This window comes from Streptomyces sp. NPDC001194 (assembly GCF_042896985.1).
Lineage (GTDB): Bacteria > Actinomycetota > Actinomycetes > Streptomycetales > Streptomycetaceae > Streptomyces.
In genome coordinates, this window is record NZ_JBIAXU010000008.1 from 208,090 (window position 1) to 224,207 (window position 16,118).

Below are 16,118 nucleotides of genomic sequence, written 5' to 3' on the forward strand. Positions count from 1 at the left end.
GCAACAATGGGGGGCATGAGCGACCGCCCAGCCCCCCTTGCCGATCCGCACCTCCTCTTCGACCCCGCGGCCGGCCGGCGGGACATCGTCATCCTCGGATCCACCGGGTCCATCGGGACCCAGGCCATCGACCTCGCCCTGCGCAACCCGGACCGGTTCCGGGTGACCGCCCTGTCCGCCGCCGGCGGGCGCGTCGGGCTCCTGGCCGAGCAGGCCCGGCAGCTGCGGGTGAACACCGTGGCCGTCGCCCGCGAAGACGTCGTACCGGCCCTGAAGGAGGCCCTGAACGCCCAGTACGGCGCTTCGGAGCCGCTGCCCGAGATCCTGGCCGGGCCCGACGCGGCGACCGAGCTCGCCGCGTCCGAGTGCCACACGGTCCTCAACGGCATCACCGGTTCCATCGGCCTCGCGCCCACCCTCGCCGCGCTGCGGGCCGGCCGGACCCTCGCCCTGGCCAACAAGGAGTCGCTGATCGTCGGCGGCCCGCTGGTCAAGGCCCTCGCGAAGCCCGGCCAGATCATCCCGGTCGACTCCGAGCACGCGGCCCTCTTCCAGGCCCTCGCCGCCGGCACCCGGGCCGACGTGCGCAAGCTCGTGGTCACCGCCTCCGGCGGGCCCTTCCGCGGCCGTACCCGTGCCGAGCTGGCCGGAGTCACCGTCGAGGACGCCCTCGCGCACCCCACCTGGGCCATGGGCCCGGTGATCACCATCAACTCGGCGACGCTGGTCAACAAGGGGCTGGAGGTCATCGAGGCGCACCTGCTCTACGACATCCCCTTCGACCGCATCGAGGTCGTGGTCCATCCGCAGTCCTACGTCCACTCGATGGTGGAGTTCTCCGACGGCTCCACGCTCGCCCAGGCCACCCCGCCGGACATGCGCGGACCCATCGCGATCGGCCTCGGCTGGCCCGAGCGCGTCCCGGACGCGGCCCCCGCGTTCGACTGGACCAAGGCTTCGACCTGGGAGTTCTTCCCGCTGGACACCGAGGCCTTCCCCTCGGTCGGCCTGGCCCGGCACGTGGGAACCCTGGGCTCCACCGCCCCCGCCGTGTTCAATGCGGCGAACGAGGAGTGCGTGGAAGCGTTCCTGGCCGGTCGGCTGCCGTTCACAGCAATCATGGATACGGTCTCTGCCGTGGTCGATGAGCACGGAACGCCGGACGCGGGAACTTCCCTGACCGTCGCGGACGTCCTCGAAGCGGAGACCTGGGCCAGGGCCCGGGCACAGGAGATGGCGGCCCGGGCCGCCGTGGAGGCGCGCGCATGACAGCACTCATGACGGTGGTCGGAATACTCATCTTCGTATTCGGTCTGCTCGTCTCCATCGCGTGGCACGAGCTCGGCCATCTCTCCACGGCCAAGCTCTTCGGCATCCGCGTGCCCCAGTACATGGTCGGTTTCGGCCCGACCATCTGGTCGCGGAACAAGGGCGAGACCGAGTACGGGATCAAGGCCATCCCGATGGGCGGCTACATCCGCATGATCGGGATGTTCCCGCCCGGCGAGGACGGCAAGGTGACCGCCCGGTCGACCTCGCCGTTCCGCTCGATGATCGAGGACGCGCGCTCGGCGGCGTACGAGGAGCTCCAGCCCGGCGACGAGACGCGGCTGTTCTACACGCGCAGGCCGTGGAAGCGCGTGATCGTGATGTTCGCGGGCCCGTTCATGAACCTGGTGCTGGCGCTGGCGATCTTCTTCGGCGTCTGGATGAGCTTCGGCATCAGCCAGACGACCACGCAGGTCGCGAACGTCTCGCCGTGCGTCATCCAGCAGAGCGAGAAGCGCGAGGTCTGCAAGGCGGGCGACCCGGTCGCCCCGGCCAAGGCCGCCGGGCTCCAGGCGGGTGACCGGATCGTGGCGTTCAACGGCCACAAGCTGACCGACTGGGCCGCCCTGCAGAAGCAGATCCGCGACACCGTCGGTCCCGCCACCGTGACGGTCGTGCGCGGCGGGCAGCAGCAGACCCTCCCCGTCAACCTGATCGAGAACAAGGTCGCCAAGACCGACGGCCACGGCGGGTACGTCAAGGGCGAGTACGTGACGGCCGGCTGGCTCGGCTTCACCCCGAAGAGCGAGATCGCCCCGCTGTCCTTCGGCCAGTCCGTGGACCACATGGGCGAGGTCGTCGACAACAGCGTCCAGGGGCTGCTCAAGCTGCCCGCCAAGGTCCCGGCGCTGTGGAACGCGGCCTTCGGCGGAGCCGAGCGCGAGCCCGACTCCCCGATGGGCATCGTCGGCGCCGCCCGGATCAGCGGCGAGATCGCCACCCTGGACATCCCGGCCGAGCAGCGGCTGGTGTTCTTCCTCCAGCTCGTCGGGTTCTTCAACCTCTCGCTGTTCCTGTTCAACATGCTGCCGCTGCTGCCGCTGGACGGCGGGCACATCGCGGGCGCCCTGTGGGAGTCCGTCCGGCGCACCGTGGCGCGCGTGTTCCGGCGCCCCGACCCGGGCCCGTTCGACGTGGCGAAGCTGATGCCGGCCGCTTACGTGGTGGCCGGAGTGTTCGTCTGCTTCACGCTGCTCGTGCTCGTGGCCGACGTGGTGAACCCGATCAAGATCACCTAGTACGTCCGCAGCCGTACGGGACGTACAGGAGCAGTAAGGGAGCCGGGCACGCTTCGTGCCCGGCTCCCTACGTTCGGGTGTTCCGGCCCCTCGGATGCGTGAGCGCCCCCGTGATTGGCGTAATCTCGAAGCCTGGAGCCCGCCGATCTCGGGACCTTGATCCACACCTTGGGGTTGCACAGCAGATGACTGCCATCTCACTCGGAATGCCGGCCGTGCCGACGAAGCTTGCCGACCGCAGGGTCAGCCGCAAGATCCAGGTCGGCTCGGTGGCCGTCGGCGGCGACTCACAGATCTCGGTGCAGTCGATGACGACCACCAGGACCTCCGACATCGGCGCCACGCTCCAGCAGATCGCAGAGCTGACCGCCTCCGGCTGCGACATCGTGCGCGTGGCCTGCCCGACGCAGGACGACGCCGACGCGCTCGCCGTGATCGCGAAGAAGTCGCAGATCCCGGTCATCGCCGACATCCACTTCCAGCCCAAGTACGTGTTCGCCGCGATCGACGCCGGCTGCGCCGCCGTCCGCGTGAACCCGGGCAACATCAAGCAGTTCGACGACAAGGTCAAGGAGATCGCGCGGGCCGCCAAGGACGCGGGCACCCCGATCCGCATCGGCGTCAACGCCGGCTCCCTCGACGCGCGACTGCTCAAGAAGTACGGCAAGGCCACCCCCGAGGCGCTCGTCGAGTCCGCGCTCTGGGAGGCCTCCCTCTTCGAGGAGCACGGCTTCAGCGACATCAAGATCTCGGTCAAGCACAACGACCCGGTCGTGATGGTCAACGCCTACCGCCAGCTCGCCGCCCAGTGCGAGTACCCGCTGCACCTCGGCGTCACCGAGGCCGGCCCGGCCTTCCAGGGCACCATCAAGTCCGCCGTGGCCTTCGGCGCGCTGCTCTCCGAGGGCATCGGCGACACGATCCGCGTCTCCCTCTCGGCCCCGCCGGTGGAGGAGATCAAGGTCGGCATCCAGATCCTGGAGTCGCTGAACCTCAAGCCGCGCCGCCTGGAGATCGTCTCCTGCCCCTCCTGCGGCCGCGCCCAGGTGGACGTCTACAAGCTGGCCGAGGAGGTCACGGCGGGCCTCACGGGCATGGAGGTCCCGCTGCGCGTCGCGGTCATGGGCTGCGTCGTGAACGGCCCGGGTGAGGCCCGCGAGGCCGACCTCGGCGTCGCCTCCGGCAACGGCAAGGGCCAGATCTTCGTGAAGGGCGAGGTCATCAAGACCGTCCCCGAGTCGAAGATCGTGGAGACCCTCATCGAAGAGGCGATGAAGATCGCCGAGCAGATGGAGAAGGACGGCATCGCCTCCGGCGAGCCCACCGTCGCCATCGGCGTCTGAGCACGCCGGTCGCCCGGGCCCTGCGCCCGGCGCCCCGCACGCACCGGCCCCGGCCCCGTTCCCGCAGCTAGCGGGCGGGGCCGGGGCTTTTTCGTGACCCGTGGGACCAGGCATCCTCAGGTGACGCCGGGTACAGTGCGGAGATCAGCAGACTTGTATGGTGAGGCCCCAGTGTTGACGCAGACCACCACCCGGGTCCTTGAGCCCAGTGATCTCGACGCCGCCCTCGAAGTCCTCGGACGCGAGCCGGTCGAGAACGCCTTCGTCACCTCCCGGGTCCAGGTCGCCGGACTCGACCCGTGGCGTCTGGGCGGCGAGATGTGGGGCTACTACACCGACGGCCGGCTGCGCTCCCTCTGCTACGCCGGCGCCAACCTGGTCCCCGTCTGCGCCGACGCCGACGCCGTCCGGGCCTTCGCCGAACGGGCCCGCCGCACCGGCCGCCGCTGCTCCTCCATCGTCGGCCCCGCCGAGGCCACCCGGCTGCTGTGGCGGCTCCTGGAGCCCAGCTGGGGACCCGCCCGCGACGTCCGCTCCCACCAGCCGCTCATGGTCACCGAGCAGCCGTCCGCCGAGGTGCGTCCCGATCCCCTCGTGCGCCGGATCCGCAAGGACGAGATGGACGTGATCATGCCTGCGTGCGTGTCCATGTTCACCGAGGAGGTCGGCGTCTCGCCGATGGCGGGCGACGGCGGCCTGCTCTACCAGGCCCGGGTCGCCGAGCTGGTCGGCACCGGCCGCTCCTTCGCCCGCATCGAGGACGGCAAGGTCGTCTTCAAGGCGGAGATCGGCGCCGCGACCGCCCGCGCCTGCCAGATCCAGGGCGTGTGGGTCGACCCCGAGTTCCGCGGCCGCGGGCACTCCGAGACCGGGATGGCCGCCGTCGTCGACTTCGCACTGCGCGACATCGCTCCCGTGGTCAGCCTCTACGTCAACGACTTCAACACGGCGGCCCGCGCCGCCTACCGCCGCGTCGGCTTCCGCGAGGTGGGCGCGTTCATGAGCGTGCTGTTCTGAACGCGCCGCCCGCACGGCTCGCCCCCGCGAGTCCCCACCGGCTGCGCGCGGGTCCGGGGGCCGTACGGACGCCGGCGCGGGACGCCCAGTAAGGTCGCGGCATGCTGCCTACCCCCGAGGGCGACGGCCCCGACCGGCCCGCCGGACTCCGCATCGCTCCCCTCGACCTCGCCGACCGCGTGGACGAGGCCCTGCGCGTGCAGGCCGTGGCCTTCGGGCTCAGCCCGGAGGAGGTCGGCATCCGGCGCTACATCGTGCAGCGCCACATGACCTGCCGCGGAGCCCGCGCCCTCGGCGCGTTCACCGACGACGGCGCCCTCGCCGGGTTCGTGTACGGGATGCCGAACGACCGGGCGTACTGGTGGTCCTCCGTCGTCGAGCCGTACCTGCGGTCCGAGGGGGTCGACGGATGGCTCGACCGCTCCTTCGTGATCACCGAGCTGCACGTCCACCCCGGCTTCCAGGGCCGCGGCGTGGGCCGCACCCTCATCACCCGGCTCACCGACGCCGCCGAGGAGCCCCGCTCCATCCTCTCCGCCATCGACACCGAGAGCCCGGCCCGCGGGCTCTACCGGGCCCTCGGCTACACGGACCTGGCCCGCCAGGTGCACTTCCCGAGCGCCAGCCTCCCGTACGCCGTGATGGGCGCCCCGCTGCCGCTGCGCCGCCCCTGAAACGGTTACCGGGGCGCCGGGCACCCCCGGTAGCCTCCCGGCATGTCATCGCAACACGTGCAGCGCATGTCCCGCCTCATGGCCAAGACCCTCCGCGAGGACCCGGCCGACGCCGAGACCCTCAGCCACCGGCTCCTCGTCCGCGCCGGATACGTCCGCCGCAGTTCCGCCGGCGTGTGGACCTGGCTGCCGCTCGGCAAGAAGGTCCTCGACAACGTCTCCCGCATCGTCCGCGAGGAGATGGACGCGATCGGCGCCCAGGAGGTGCTGCTCCCGGCGCTGCTGCCGAAGGAGCCGTACGAGGTCAGCGGACGCTGGTCGGAGTACGGGGACCTGCTCTTCCGGCTCAAGGACCGCAAGGGCGCGGACTACCTGCTCGGCCCCACCCACGAGGAGATCTTCACCCTCGTGGTGAAGGACCAGTGCACGTCCTACAAGGACCTGCCGGTCATGCTCTACCAGATCCAGACCAAGTACCGCGACGAGGCCCGGCCGCGGTCCGGCGTGCTGCGCGGCCGCGAGTTCCAGATGAAGGACTCGTACTCCTTCGACGTGAGCGACGAGGGCCTCGCCGAGTCGTACGCCCTCCACCGGGCCGCGTACCAGCGCATCTTCGAACGCCTCGGCCTGGACCACCGCATCGTCTCCGCGGTGTCGGGCGCGATGGGCGGCTCGGCGTCGGAGGAGTTCCTCGCGCCCGCGCCGGCCGGCGAGGACACCTTCGTCGACTGCCCGTCCTGCGACTACGCGGCGAACACGGAGGCCGTCACCTTCGCACTGGCCCCGGTGGACGCCGAGCACCCCGCGATCGAGGAGGTCGACACCCCCGACACCCCGACGATCGAGACCCTCGCCGCGCACCTCGGCGTGCCCGCTTCGGCGACGCTGAAGAACCTCCTGGTGAAGGTCGACGGCGAGATCACGGCCGTGGGCGTACCCGGTGACCGGGAGGTGGACCTCGGCAAGCTCGGCGAGCATCTCGCCCCGGCCGTGGTGGAGTTGGTGACGGCCGAGGACTTCACCGACCGCCCCGACCTGGTGCGCGGCTACGTCGGCCCGCAGGGCCTGGGCAAGGTCCGCTACCTGGCCGACCCCCGTGTCGCGCCCGGCACTTCGTGGGTGACCGGCGCCAACAAGGCGGACACGCACGCCCGGAACGTCGTCTGCGGACGGGACTTCGAGGTGGACCGCTACCTCGACGTGGTCGTCGTCGAGCCGGGCGACCCCTGCCCCCGCTGCGGCGCCGGGCTCCGGCTGGACCGGGCGATCGAGATCGGGCACATCTTCCAGCTGGGCCGCAAGTACGCGGACGCCTTCGGGCTCGACGTGCTGGGCCGGGAGGGCAAGCCGGTGCGGGTCACGATGGGCTCGTACGGCATCGGCGTCTCGCGGGCGGTGGCCGCGCTGGCCGAACAGACCGCGGACGAACGGGGTCTGGCCTGGCCGGCGGAGGTGGCCCCGGCCGACGTCCACGTCGTGGCGGCGGGCAAGGCCGTACCGCTCGCGCTGGCGGAGCGGGCGGCCGAGGCCCTCGCGGAGTCCGGGCTGCGGGTCCTGCTGGACGACCGCCCGGGCCTGTCCCCGGGCGTGAAGCTCACGGACGCCGAGCTGATCGGCGTCCCGTGGATCCTGGTGGCGGGCCGCCGCTCGGCCGACGAGGTGGTCGAACTCCAGCACCGTGCCACGGGCACGCGCGAGGAACTCCCCCTGGCGGAAGCCCTCGCCCGGGTGACGACGGCCTGATCCGCCTCCCGCCTCCCGCCTTCCGGCCCCGCGGTCAGTCCGCTTCCGGCCCGCCGGAGGCGGTGTCGCTGTCGCTGTCGGTGTCGGTGGCGGGTCCCGGGTCCGGCCCGGTGACCTGGGGAGGGGGCGGCGGCGCGGCGACCGCGGGCGGGGGCTGCGGCGCGGGCCCCGCCGCCCCGGCCGGCTCCGTCCCGCCCGGCGCCGGGGTCGGGGCCGCGCGCTCCAGGAAGCGCAGGAGTTCCACCGGGAACGGCAGGACCAGCGTGGAGTTCTTCTCCGCGGCCACCGCCACCACCGTCTGCAGCAGCCGCAGCTGCAGCGCCGCCGGCTGCTCCGACATCACCGCCGCCGCCTCGGCCAGCTTCTTCGAAGCCTGCAGCTCGGCATCCGCGTTGATGACGCGCGCCCGCCGTTCGCGGTCGGCCTCCGCCTGCCGCGCCATCGACCGCTTCATCGTCTCCGGCAGCGAGACGTCCTTGATCTCGACCCGGTCGATCTGCACGCCCCAGCCCACCGCCGGGCTGTCGATCATCAGCTCCAGCCCCTGGTTCAGCTGCTCCCGGTTGGACAGCAGATCGTCCAGGTCGGACTTGCCGATGATCGAGCGCAGCGAGGTCTGCGCCATCTGCGAGACCGCGAAGCGGTAGTCCTCGACCTCGATGATCGCGTTCGCCGGGTCCACGACCTTGAAGTACACGACCGCGTCCACCCGCACCGTGACGTTGTCCCGCGTGATGCCCTCCTGAGCGGGCACCGGCAGCGTCACGATCTGCATGTTGACCTTGTGCAGACGGTCGACGAACGGGAGGATCATGGTGAATCCCGGCCCCCGGACCCCTTGCCGCAGGCGGCCGAAGCGGAAGACCAGGCCCCGCTCGTACTGCCGCACCACCCGCGCGGCCACACCCGAGTACACCGCGACCGCCGCGCCGGCCGCGATCGCCGCTGTCAGCAGTTCCTGGACCATGACGGCCTCCTGCGGGGCACTTGCCCGCCCGTATCCACGGTATGCCCTACAGCCAGGCCGCGAACTCCAGCAGCAGCTCCGCCTCCCGGCGCCGTCCCGCGGCCAGTGCCCGGTTGCCGGACTCCACCGCGCGGAACAGCGTCCAGCCCCGCAGCCGGTCCCGGTCCAGCTCCAGGGAGTCGGCCAGCTTGTTCACCCGGCGACGGGCGCCCGCCGCCCCCGCCGAGGAGGCGACCTGGTCCTCCAGCCGGTCCCGGACCAGCCGCGCCAGGTCGTACGCACGGTCCCCGACCAGCGGATCGGGCCCCACCGCCAGCCACGGCGCGCGCTCGCCCGCCAGCACCTTGCCCTGCCGGAAGTTCCCGTGCAGCAGCAGCTCCTCACCGGGCAGCGCGGTCAGCTCCTCGCGGACCGCGAGCGCCGAGGAGGCCAGCGCCTCCGCCTCCGGCGGAGCCTTGCGCAGGAGCTCCGCCTGCCGGGCCGTGCGCTCGGCCACCGTCTCGAACGGGTGCCCGGCCGGCGGGGCCACCCAGAGCCTGCGCAGCGTCCCGCACGCCTCCAGCAGGGCCTTCGTGTCCGGGAGGGAGCGCAGCGAGACCTCCGGGTGGAGCCGCTCCAGCAGCAGCGCCCCGTCCTCCTCGTGGTGCCGGGTGTCGAGGACCCGTACGGCGCCGAAACCGCCCCAGTGCGCCAGCGCGGCCAGCTCCCGGTCGGGCCGGGCCCGCGGGGGAGCCAGCTTCAGCGCGGCCGGCGTCCCGTCGGCGTAGTGGACGAGGAGGACCAGACTGCTCCGGCCGCCGGGGGCCTGCACCCGCTGGACCCGCACCCCACGCCGGGCCGGCGCCTCCTCGGCGAGCCGGGGCAACTGCCCCAGCCAGTCCGCGTTCTGCGCCGAATCCGGCGTCTCGCCGAGCGCCCGTACAAGCCGCTGCGGCGGTTCGAAAGCCATGCGTGCGTGATCCCTTTCAGCTGGTCCGGGCTCGTTCTCCACGTTCCGTGAGCCCAGGGAAGGCTACGCCGACCCCGCGCCAGCGTGCCGCGCGGACGGCCGCGGCACTCAGCGCGTCGGCCGCCTCGCGGCGCAGCCGGCCCTCCGCCGCCCGCACCAGGTCGGAGTAGGCGCCCGCCACCCGGTCCTCGATCTCGGCGGCCAGCCGCTCGGCGTCGGCCGGGCCGCGCACCTCGAAGGGCAGGGCGTACGCCGCCTCCGCGGGCCGCGGCGCGCCGCCCATCTCGCGCACCGTCCGGGCGAGCGCGTCCCGGCGCGAGAGGTGGCCGCCGTACGCCTCGCGGGCCTCGGCCGACCGGCCGGCGGCGGCCCGGGCGCCGATGACCCCGTAGCCGTAGGCGGCCGCGTGCTCGGCGGCGAGCGCGGCCTGCGCCGCCTCCAGGGCGCGGCCGGCGGAGGGTTCGGGGGTCACGGCTTGTCTCCCTGGGGCGAGGTCAGCAGGTAGGCGTGTACGGCGCCGCAGGCGGCCACCGAGGCCAGCAGCCGGGCCAGCTCCCCGGGCGCCCCGGCGAGGGTGACGGTCCGCGCCTCGGCGAGGCTCCGCTCGGCGTCGGCCAGGGCGGTCAGGGCCTCCTCGGGCTTCGGCGGCACGGGACCGGCACTCGCCACGGGGGCGCCGGCCGCGGCGGACGACGGCGAGGCGGACGGCGGGGCGGAGCCCGGGGGCCTGCCGGGCGCGGGGTCCGCGGAGGCCAGCGCCCCCGCGTGCGCGGCGACCGCGGCGCGCAGCGGCGCGAGGCGCGCGGCCAGGGCCGGATGGGCGGCGGCCGTGGCGTCGTAACGTTCCAGCAGCCGTTCGCTCTCCCGAACGGCCGTCTCGCGCATCCGCCGTTCGAGTGGAACCCCGCCCCCGGTGTCGGGCGAGCCGCCCCCGTCGGAGCACCCGGTGAGCAGCGCGGCGCCGGCCACGCCGGCCACGCCGGCGGCGCCGGCGGCGCCGGCGAGCAGGCTCCTGCGAGAGGGCCGCGAAGGCGGAGTCCAGGGCACGGAGGCGTCCTCGAAAGTGGTGGCGGGGCAGGGTGTGATCACCGTACCCGGGGCTCCGTCTCCACGACGGACGGCAACACCCTCCGCGACCGGATACCCTTTGACCTGACACGCGACGTAAACACAACAGCACACGCGGCCGAGGAGTCACCCGGATGAGCACCACCCAGAGCGACAGGCTGCGCGGATTGCTGGAGCCGCTCGTCGCCGCCAAGGGCCTGGATCTCGAGGACATCGAGATGTCCAAGGCCGGCAAGCGCCGGATGCTGCGCATCATCGTGGACTCCGACGAGGGCGTGGAACTGGACGCGTGTGCCGAGCTGAGCCGTGAGGTCTCCGACAAGCTCGACGAATCCGACGTGATGGGCGAGGACGAGTACGTCCTCGAGGTGAGCTCGCCGGGCGCCGACCGCCCGCTGACCGAGCACCGTCACTACGTACGGGCGATCGACCGCCTCGTGAAGTTCCAGCTCGCCGAGGGCGGGGAACTGATCGCCCGCATCCTCGACGTGGACGACGAGGGAATGGACCTGGAGGTCCCGGGCGTGAAGGGCCGCAAGGCCACCGCCCGCCGCATCGCTTTTTCCGACATCGCCAAGGCGCGGGTCGAGATCGAGTTCAACCGCAAGGACAAGAAGGAAGAGGAGGCGTAGCCGTGGACATCGACATGAGTGCCCTGCGGGGTCTGGTCCGGGAGAAGGAGATCTCCTTCGACCTGCTCGTCGAGGCGATCGAGTCGGCCCTCCTCATCGCGTACCACCGCACCGAGGGAAGTTTCCGGCGGGCGCGCGTGGTGCTCGACCGCACCAACGGCCACGTCGTCGTCTGGGCGACGGAGGACCCGCGGGACCTGGAGGAGGGGCAGGAGGCCAAGGAGTTCGACGACACCCCGTCGGACTTCGGCCGGATCGCCGCGACGACCGCCAAGCAGGTGATCCTCCAGCGTCTGCGCGACGCGGAGGACGACCTGACCTTCGGCGAGTTCGCCGGACGCGAGGGCGACGTCATCACCGGCGTCGTCCAGCAGGGCAAGGACCCCAAGAACGTCCTCGTCGACATCGGCAAGCTGGAGGCCATCCTGCCGGTGCAGGAGCAGGTCCCCGGCGAGGACTACACGCACGGCCTCCGCATCAAGGCGTACGTCGTGCGGGTGGCGAAGGGTGTCCGCGGTCCGTCCGTGACCCTGTCGCGCACCCACCCCAACCTGGTGAAGAAGCTCTTCGCGCTGGAGGTCCCGGAGATCGCGGACGGCAGCGTCGAGATCTCGGCGATCGCCCGCGAGGCCGGCCACCGCACCAAGATCGCCGTCCGGTCCACCCGCTCGGGGCTCAACCCCAAGGGCGCCTGCATCGGCCCGATGGGCGCCCGTGTGCGCAACGTCATGGCCGAGCTGCACGGTGAGAAGATCGACATCGTGGACTGGTCGGACGACCCGGCGGAGATGGTCGCGAACGCGCTGTCACCCGCCCGGGTGAGCAAGGTCGAGGTCGTGGACTGGGACTCGCGCTCCGCCCGGGTGACCGTGCCCGACTACCAGCTGTCGCTGGCCATCGGCAAGGAGGGCCAGAACGCCCGCCTCGCCGCGCGGCTCACCGGCTGGCGCATCGACATCCGCCCCGACACCGAGGTGTCCCCGGACGCCGACCGGGCCCGGGGCGGGGAATAAATCCGTACCGGTCGGAGCTGTCCGGCCGGTAGACAGGATCAAGACAGCAGATCTCGACAACATCCGTTCGATTTTTCGCCCGAAGGGGTGAGGTCGGTGCGGGGAGGTAGACTTAGGCGTGTCTGGCCGGACGCAAGCCCGCGCATGCCCCGAACGCACCTGTGTGGGGTGCCGGGAGCGAGCGGCCAAGAGCGATCTGCTGCGCATCGTGGCGATCGGGGACGAATGCGTCCCCGATCCAAGCGGTACGCTGCCCGGCCGGGGCGCCTACGTGCACCCTGCCGTGGTCTGTCTGGACAAGGCGGTCCGTCGCAGAGCGTTCCCCCGGGCCCTTCGGTCCCCGGGAGCACTCGACACGACCGGACTGAGCAAAGCCGTGGCCGTCGTGGCCGAGGCGACACCGTAAGAAGTAGTACGGCACGGATACCCCGTGCGGTCAGGTACCTCGCGAGTTGGAAGTAGGTCGAGATTGCGATGAGCACTCGATGAGTACGCGATGAGTACGCCCATGAAGTAGCGACGGTCCGGCGTAACCCGGACCTAAAAGGAGCGAAGTGGCTAAGGTCCGGGTATACGAACTCGCCAAGGAGTTCGGAGTTGAGAGCAAGGTCGTCATGGCCAAGCTCCAGGAACTCGGTGAGTTCGTCCGTTCGGCGTCCTCGACGATCGAGGCGCCGGTTGTACGCAAGTTGACTGACGCACTGCAGGGGCCCGGCGGCAGCGCCGGCAAGTCCGCTGCGAAGCCGGGCGCGCCCCGCAAGGCCGCGCCCGCCAAGCCCGGGGTTCCCACCCCGGGTGCCGTTGCACGTCCCGCTGCGCCGAAGCCCGGCGCACCGGCCCCCAAGCCGGCCGCTGCCGAGGCTCCGGCCGCGGCTGCCCCGGTGACCCCGGCCGCCTCCGGCCCGCGTCCCGGCCCGAAGGCCCCGGCCGCCCCGAAGCCCGCTCCGGCGGCTCCCGTGGCGACCGAGTTCTCCGCGCCTCCGGCGGCCCCGGCCGCCCCGGCGCGCACCGAGCGTCCCGCCGGTCCCGGTGCGACCCCCGGCCCGCGTCCGGCGCAGCAGCGTCCCGCGGCCCAGGGCGGCCAGGCCGGCGCCCGTCCCGGCGCCCCGCGCCCGGCCGGCACCGCCCCCGGTCAGGGACAGCGTCCCGCCGGTCCCGGTTCGCAGACCCCGCGTCCGCAGGGCGCCCGTCCGGCCGGTCCCCGTCCGGGCAACAACCCGTTCACCTCTGGTGGCTCCACCGGCATGGCGCGCCCGCAGGCGCCCCGTCCGGCCGGCGCTCCCCGTCCCGGTGCCCCCGGCGCCGGCGGCGGCCAGGGTGCTCCCCGCCCGCAGGGTGGTCCCGGTGGCGCTCCGCGTCCGCAGGGTCCCGGTGCGGGTCGTCCGACCCCGGGCGGCATGCCCCGTCCGCAGGGCGGCGCCCCGCGTCCCGGTGGTGCCCCCGGCGGTAACCGTCCGAACCCGGGCATGATGCCGCAGCGTCCCGCTGCCGGCGGTCCCGGTCCCCGTCCCGGCGGCGGCCCCGGTGGCCGTGGTCCCGGTGCCGGTGGCGCGCGTCCCGGTGGCGGCGCCGGTCGTCCCGGTGGCGGCGGCTTCGCCGGCCGTCCGGCCGGTCCCGGCTCGCGTCCCGCGGGCGGCGGCGGCTTCGGCGGCCCGCGTCCGGGTGGCGGCGGCTTCGGCGGCGGCCCGGCCGGCGCCGGTGGCGGCGGTCGTCCCGGCTTCGGTGGCCGTCCCGGCGGTCCCGGTGCCCGTGGTGGCACGCAGGGTGCCTTCGGCCGTCCCGGCGGGCCCGCCCGTCGCGGTCGCAAGTCGAAGCGTCAGAGGCGCCAGGAGTACGAGGCCATGCAGGCCCCGTCGGTCGGCGGCGTGATGCTGCCCCGCGGCAACGGCGAGACCGTTCGCCTGTCGCGCGGTGCTTCGCTCACCGACTTCGCGGAGAAGATCAACGCCAACCCGGCGTCGCTCGTCGCCGTGATGATGAACCTCGGCGAGATGGTCACCGCCACGCAGTCCGTCTCGGACGAGACGCTCGAGATGCTGGCCGGCGAGATGAACTACCAGGTTCAGATCGTCAGCCCGGAGGAAGAGGACCGCGAGCTCCTCGAGACCTTCGACATCGAGTTCGGCGAGGACGAGGGCGGCGAGGAATACCTCATGCCGCGTCCGCCGGTCGTCACCGTCATGGGTCACGTCGACCACGGTAAGACCCGACTGCTCGACGCCATCCGCAAGACGAACGTCGTCGCGGGCGAGGCCGGTGGCATCACGCAGCACATCGGTGCGTACCAGGTCTCCACCGAGGTCAACGACGAAGAGCGTCGCATCACCTTCATCGACACCCCGGGTCACGAGGCGTTCACCGCCATGCGTGCCCGTGGTGCCAAGTCGACCGACATCGCGATCCTCGTGGTCGCGGCCAACGACGGCGTCATGCCGCAGACGATCGAGGCGCTGAACCACGCCAAGGCCGCCGGCGTCCCGATCGTCGTCGCGGTCAACAAGATCGACGTCGAGGGTGCGGACCCGGTCAAGGTGCGCGGTCAGCTCACCGAGTTCGGTCTGGTCGCCGAGGAGTACGGCGGCGACACGATGTTCGTCGACATCTCCGCCAAGCAGGGTCTGCACATCGACTCCCTGCTCGAGGCCGTCGTCCTCACCGCCGACGCCTCGCTCGACCTCCGCGCCAACCCGGAGCAGGACGCTCAGGGTATTGCGATCGAGTCCCACCTCGACCGCGGCCGCGGTGCCGTCGCCACCGTCCTCGTCCAGCGCGGTACCCTCCGCGTCGGCGACACGATGGTCGTGGGCGACGCCTACGGCCGAGTGCGCGCCATGCTCGACGACAAGGGCAACAACGTCGAGGAAGCGGGTCCGTCGACCCCCGTCCTGGTCCTGGGTCTCACCAACGTCCCCGGCGCCGGCGACAACTTCCTCGTCGTCGACGAGGACCGCACCGCCCGTCAGATCGCCGAGAAGCGTGCTGCGCGTGAGCGCAACGCCAACTTCGCCAAGCGCGTCCGCCGGGTGTCCCTGGAAGACCTCGACTCGGTCCTCAAGGCCGGTCTGGTCCAGGAACTCAACCTCATCATCAAGGGCGACGCGTCCGGTGCGGTCGAGGCCCTCGAGTCCTCGCTGCTCCAGCTCGACGTCGGCGAAGAGGTCGACATCCGCGTCCTGCACCGCGGTGTGGGTGCGGTCACCGAGTCCGACATCGCCCTGGCGATGGGCTCCGACGCCATCGTCATCGGTTACAACGTCCGTGCGGCCGGCCGTGCCGCGCAGATGGCGGACCGCGAGGGTGTCGACGTCCGCTACTACTCGGTGATCTACCAGGCCATCGAGGAGATCGAGGCGGCCCTCAAGGGTCTGCTCAAGCCGGAGTACGAAGAGGTCGAGCTCGGTACGGCGGAGGTCCGCGAGATCTTCCGCTCGTCCAAGCTGGGCAACATCGCGGGTGTCCTCATCCGCTCCGGCGAGGTCAAGCGCAACACCAAGGCGCGGCTCCTGCGCGATGGCAAGGTCATCGCCGAGAACCTCACCATCTCCGGTCTGCGCCGCTTCAAGGACGACGTCACCGAGATCCGCGAGGGCTTCGAGGGTGGTATCAACCTCGGTTCCTTCAACGACATCAAGATCGACGACGTCATCGCGACGTACGAGATGCGCGAGAAGCCCCGCGCGTAAGCGCGAGGCGGTTCGCACCGTGTCGTAAGCCCGGGGCCGGTCGGCGGAATATCCGTCGATCGGCCCCGGCCGTTGCGTGTACGGTTCTGGTGACCCTGCCGCGCGACGGCCGGCAGGCCACCGAACCCGAACCGGCGGGATATCCGGAACTGAATGTACGTGGGGACTCTGTCCTTCGACCTGCTCCTCGGCGACGTCCACTCGCTGAAGGAGAAACGCTCTCTCGTCCGGCCCATCGTCGCCGAGCTCCAACGCAAGTTCTCCGTGAGCGCGGCCGAAGTGGGCGACCAGGATCTGCACCGCAGGGCCCGTATCGGGGTCGCTCTGGTCAGCGGGGACGCGGGGTTCCTCTCGGATGTACTGGACCGCTGCGAGCGGCTGGTCGCGGCACGTCCGGAAGTGGAGCTGCTGTCGGTGAGACGGCGGCTGCACGGTGATGAAGACTGACTGCAAGACATAAGA

General features: G+C 72.0%; 15 protein-coding genes. 11 read left to right on the forward strand and 4 right to left on the reverse strand.

The genetic code is table 11. The features are described 5' to 3' along the window. Positions 1 to 6 precede the first annotated feature (6 nt). From dxr to ACFY1T_RS19755, 6 genes are all read left to right on the forward strand, one after another. Positions 7 to 1,269, forward strand: coding sequence for a 1-deoxy-D-xylulose-5-phosphate reductoisomerase (gene dxr, locus ACFY1T_RS19730; protein ID WP_030859769.1), 1,263 nt, complete (start codon positions 7 to 9; stop codon positions 1,267 to 1,269). After that, positions 1,266 to 2,567 (forward strand): M50 family metallopeptidase, encoded by a 1,302-nt coding sequence (locus ACFY1T_RS19735; protein ID WP_390789257.1) that lies wholly within the window; start codon positions 1,266 to 1,268, stop codon positions 2,565 to 2,567. The genes dxr and ACFY1T_RS19735 overlap by 4 nt, the downstream gene beginning before the upstream one ends. A gap of 185 nt (positions 2,568 to 2,752) precedes the next feature. Continuing rightward, complete coding sequence (gene ispG / locus ACFY1T_RS19740; protein WP_053693180.1) at positions 2,753 to 3,910, forward strand: flavodoxin-dependent (E)-4-hydroxy-3-methylbut-2-enyl-diphosphate synthase; 1,158 nt, start codon at positions 2,753 to 2,755, stop codon at positions 3,908 to 3,910. Between the two features lie 171 nt (positions 3,911 to 4,081). Beyond that, entirely contained in the window at positions 4,082 to 4,927 is an 846-nt protein-coding gene (locus tag ACFY1T_RS19745; protein WP_390789258.1) for a GNAT family N-acetyltransferase, read from the forward strand. A gap of 101 nt (positions 4,928 to 5,028) precedes the next feature. Then, positions 5,029 to 5,601, forward strand: coding sequence for a GNAT family N-acetyltransferase (locus tag ACFY1T_RS19750; protein ID WP_030859766.1), 573 nt, complete (start codon positions 5,029 to 5,031; stop codon positions 5,599 to 5,601). Between the two features lie 42 nt (positions 5,602 to 5,643). After that, positions 5,644 to 7,344: a proline--tRNA ligase gene (locus ACFY1T_RS19755; RefSeq protein ID WP_390789259.1), complete on the forward strand. Its 1,701-nt coding sequence runs from the start codon at positions 5,644 to 5,646 to the stop codon at positions 7,342 to 7,344. A 34-nt stretch (positions 7,345 to 7,378) separates the two neighbouring features. On the opposite strand, the gene ACFY1T_RS19760 is transcribed toward ACFY1T_RS19755, so the two are convergent. From ACFY1T_RS19760 to ACFY1T_RS19775, 4 genes are read right to left on the reverse strand one after another with little or no spacing between them, the layout of a single operon-like run. Further along, positions 7,379 to 8,311 (reverse strand): slipin family protein, encoded by a 933-nt coding sequence (locus ACFY1T_RS19760; RefSeq protein WP_390789260.1) that lies wholly within the window; start codon positions 8,309 to 8,311, stop codon positions 7,379 to 7,381. A gap of 46 nt (positions 8,312 to 8,357) precedes the next feature. Further along, the gene (locus ACFY1T_RS19765) at positions 8,358 to 9,260 is read right to left on the reverse strand and encodes an aminoglycoside phosphotransferase family protein (protein WP_390789261.1); all 903 of its coding nucleotides are present in this window, start codon (positions 9,258 to 9,260) and stop codon (positions 8,358 to 8,360) included. Positions 9,261 to 9,276: 16 nt separating this feature from the next. Beyond that, complete coding sequence (locus ACFY1T_RS19770; protein ID WP_390789262.1) at positions 9,277 to 9,732, reverse strand: ferritin-like domain-containing protein; 456 nt, start codon at positions 9,730 to 9,732, stop codon at positions 9,277 to 9,279. Next, positions 9,729 to 10,307, reverse strand: coding sequence for a hypothetical protein (locus tag ACFY1T_RS19775; protein ID WP_390789283.1), 579 nt, complete (start codon positions 10,305 to 10,307; stop codon positions 9,729 to 9,731). The genes ACFY1T_RS19770 and ACFY1T_RS19775 overlap by 4 nt, the downstream gene beginning before the upstream one ends. Before the next feature lie 155 nt (positions 10,308 to 10,462). Between ACFY1T_RS19775 and rimP the strand changes: the two genes are divergently transcribed. The 5 genes from rimP (at position 10,463) to ACFY1T_RS19800 (ending at position 16,103) form a co-directional block, all read left to right on the forward strand. Further along, complete coding sequence (gene rimP / locus ACFY1T_RS19780; RefSeq protein ID WP_030859760.1) at positions 10,463 to 10,960, forward strand: ribosome maturation factor RimP; 498 nt, start codon at positions 10,463 to 10,465, stop codon at positions 10,958 to 10,960. A 2-nt stretch (positions 10,961 to 10,962) separates the two neighbouring features. After that, positions 10,963 to 11,973, forward strand: coding sequence for a transcription termination factor NusA (nusA, locus tag ACFY1T_RS19785; RefSeq protein ID WP_384714333.1), 1,011 nt, complete (start codon positions 10,963 to 10,965; stop codon positions 11,971 to 11,973). A gap of 118 nt (positions 11,974 to 12,091) precedes the next feature. Further along, entirely contained in the window at positions 12,092 to 12,379 is a 288-nt protein-coding gene (locus ACFY1T_RS19790) for a YlxR family protein (protein WP_078622365.1), read from the forward strand. A 148-nt stretch (positions 12,380 to 12,527) separates the two neighbouring features. Continuing rightward, positions 12,528 to 15,656 (forward strand): translation initiation factor IF-2, encoded by a 3,129-nt coding sequence (gene infB / locus ACFY1T_RS19795; RefSeq protein ID WP_390789263.1) that lies wholly within the window; start codon positions 12,528 to 12,530, stop codon positions 15,654 to 15,656. 153 nt (positions 15,657 to 15,809) lie between these two features. Beyond that, complete coding sequence (locus ACFY1T_RS19800; protein ID WP_390789264.1) at positions 15,810 to 16,103, forward strand: DUF503 domain-containing protein; 294 nt, start codon at positions 15,810 to 15,812, stop codon at positions 16,101 to 16,103. Positions 16,104 to 16,118 lie beyond the last annotated feature (15 nt).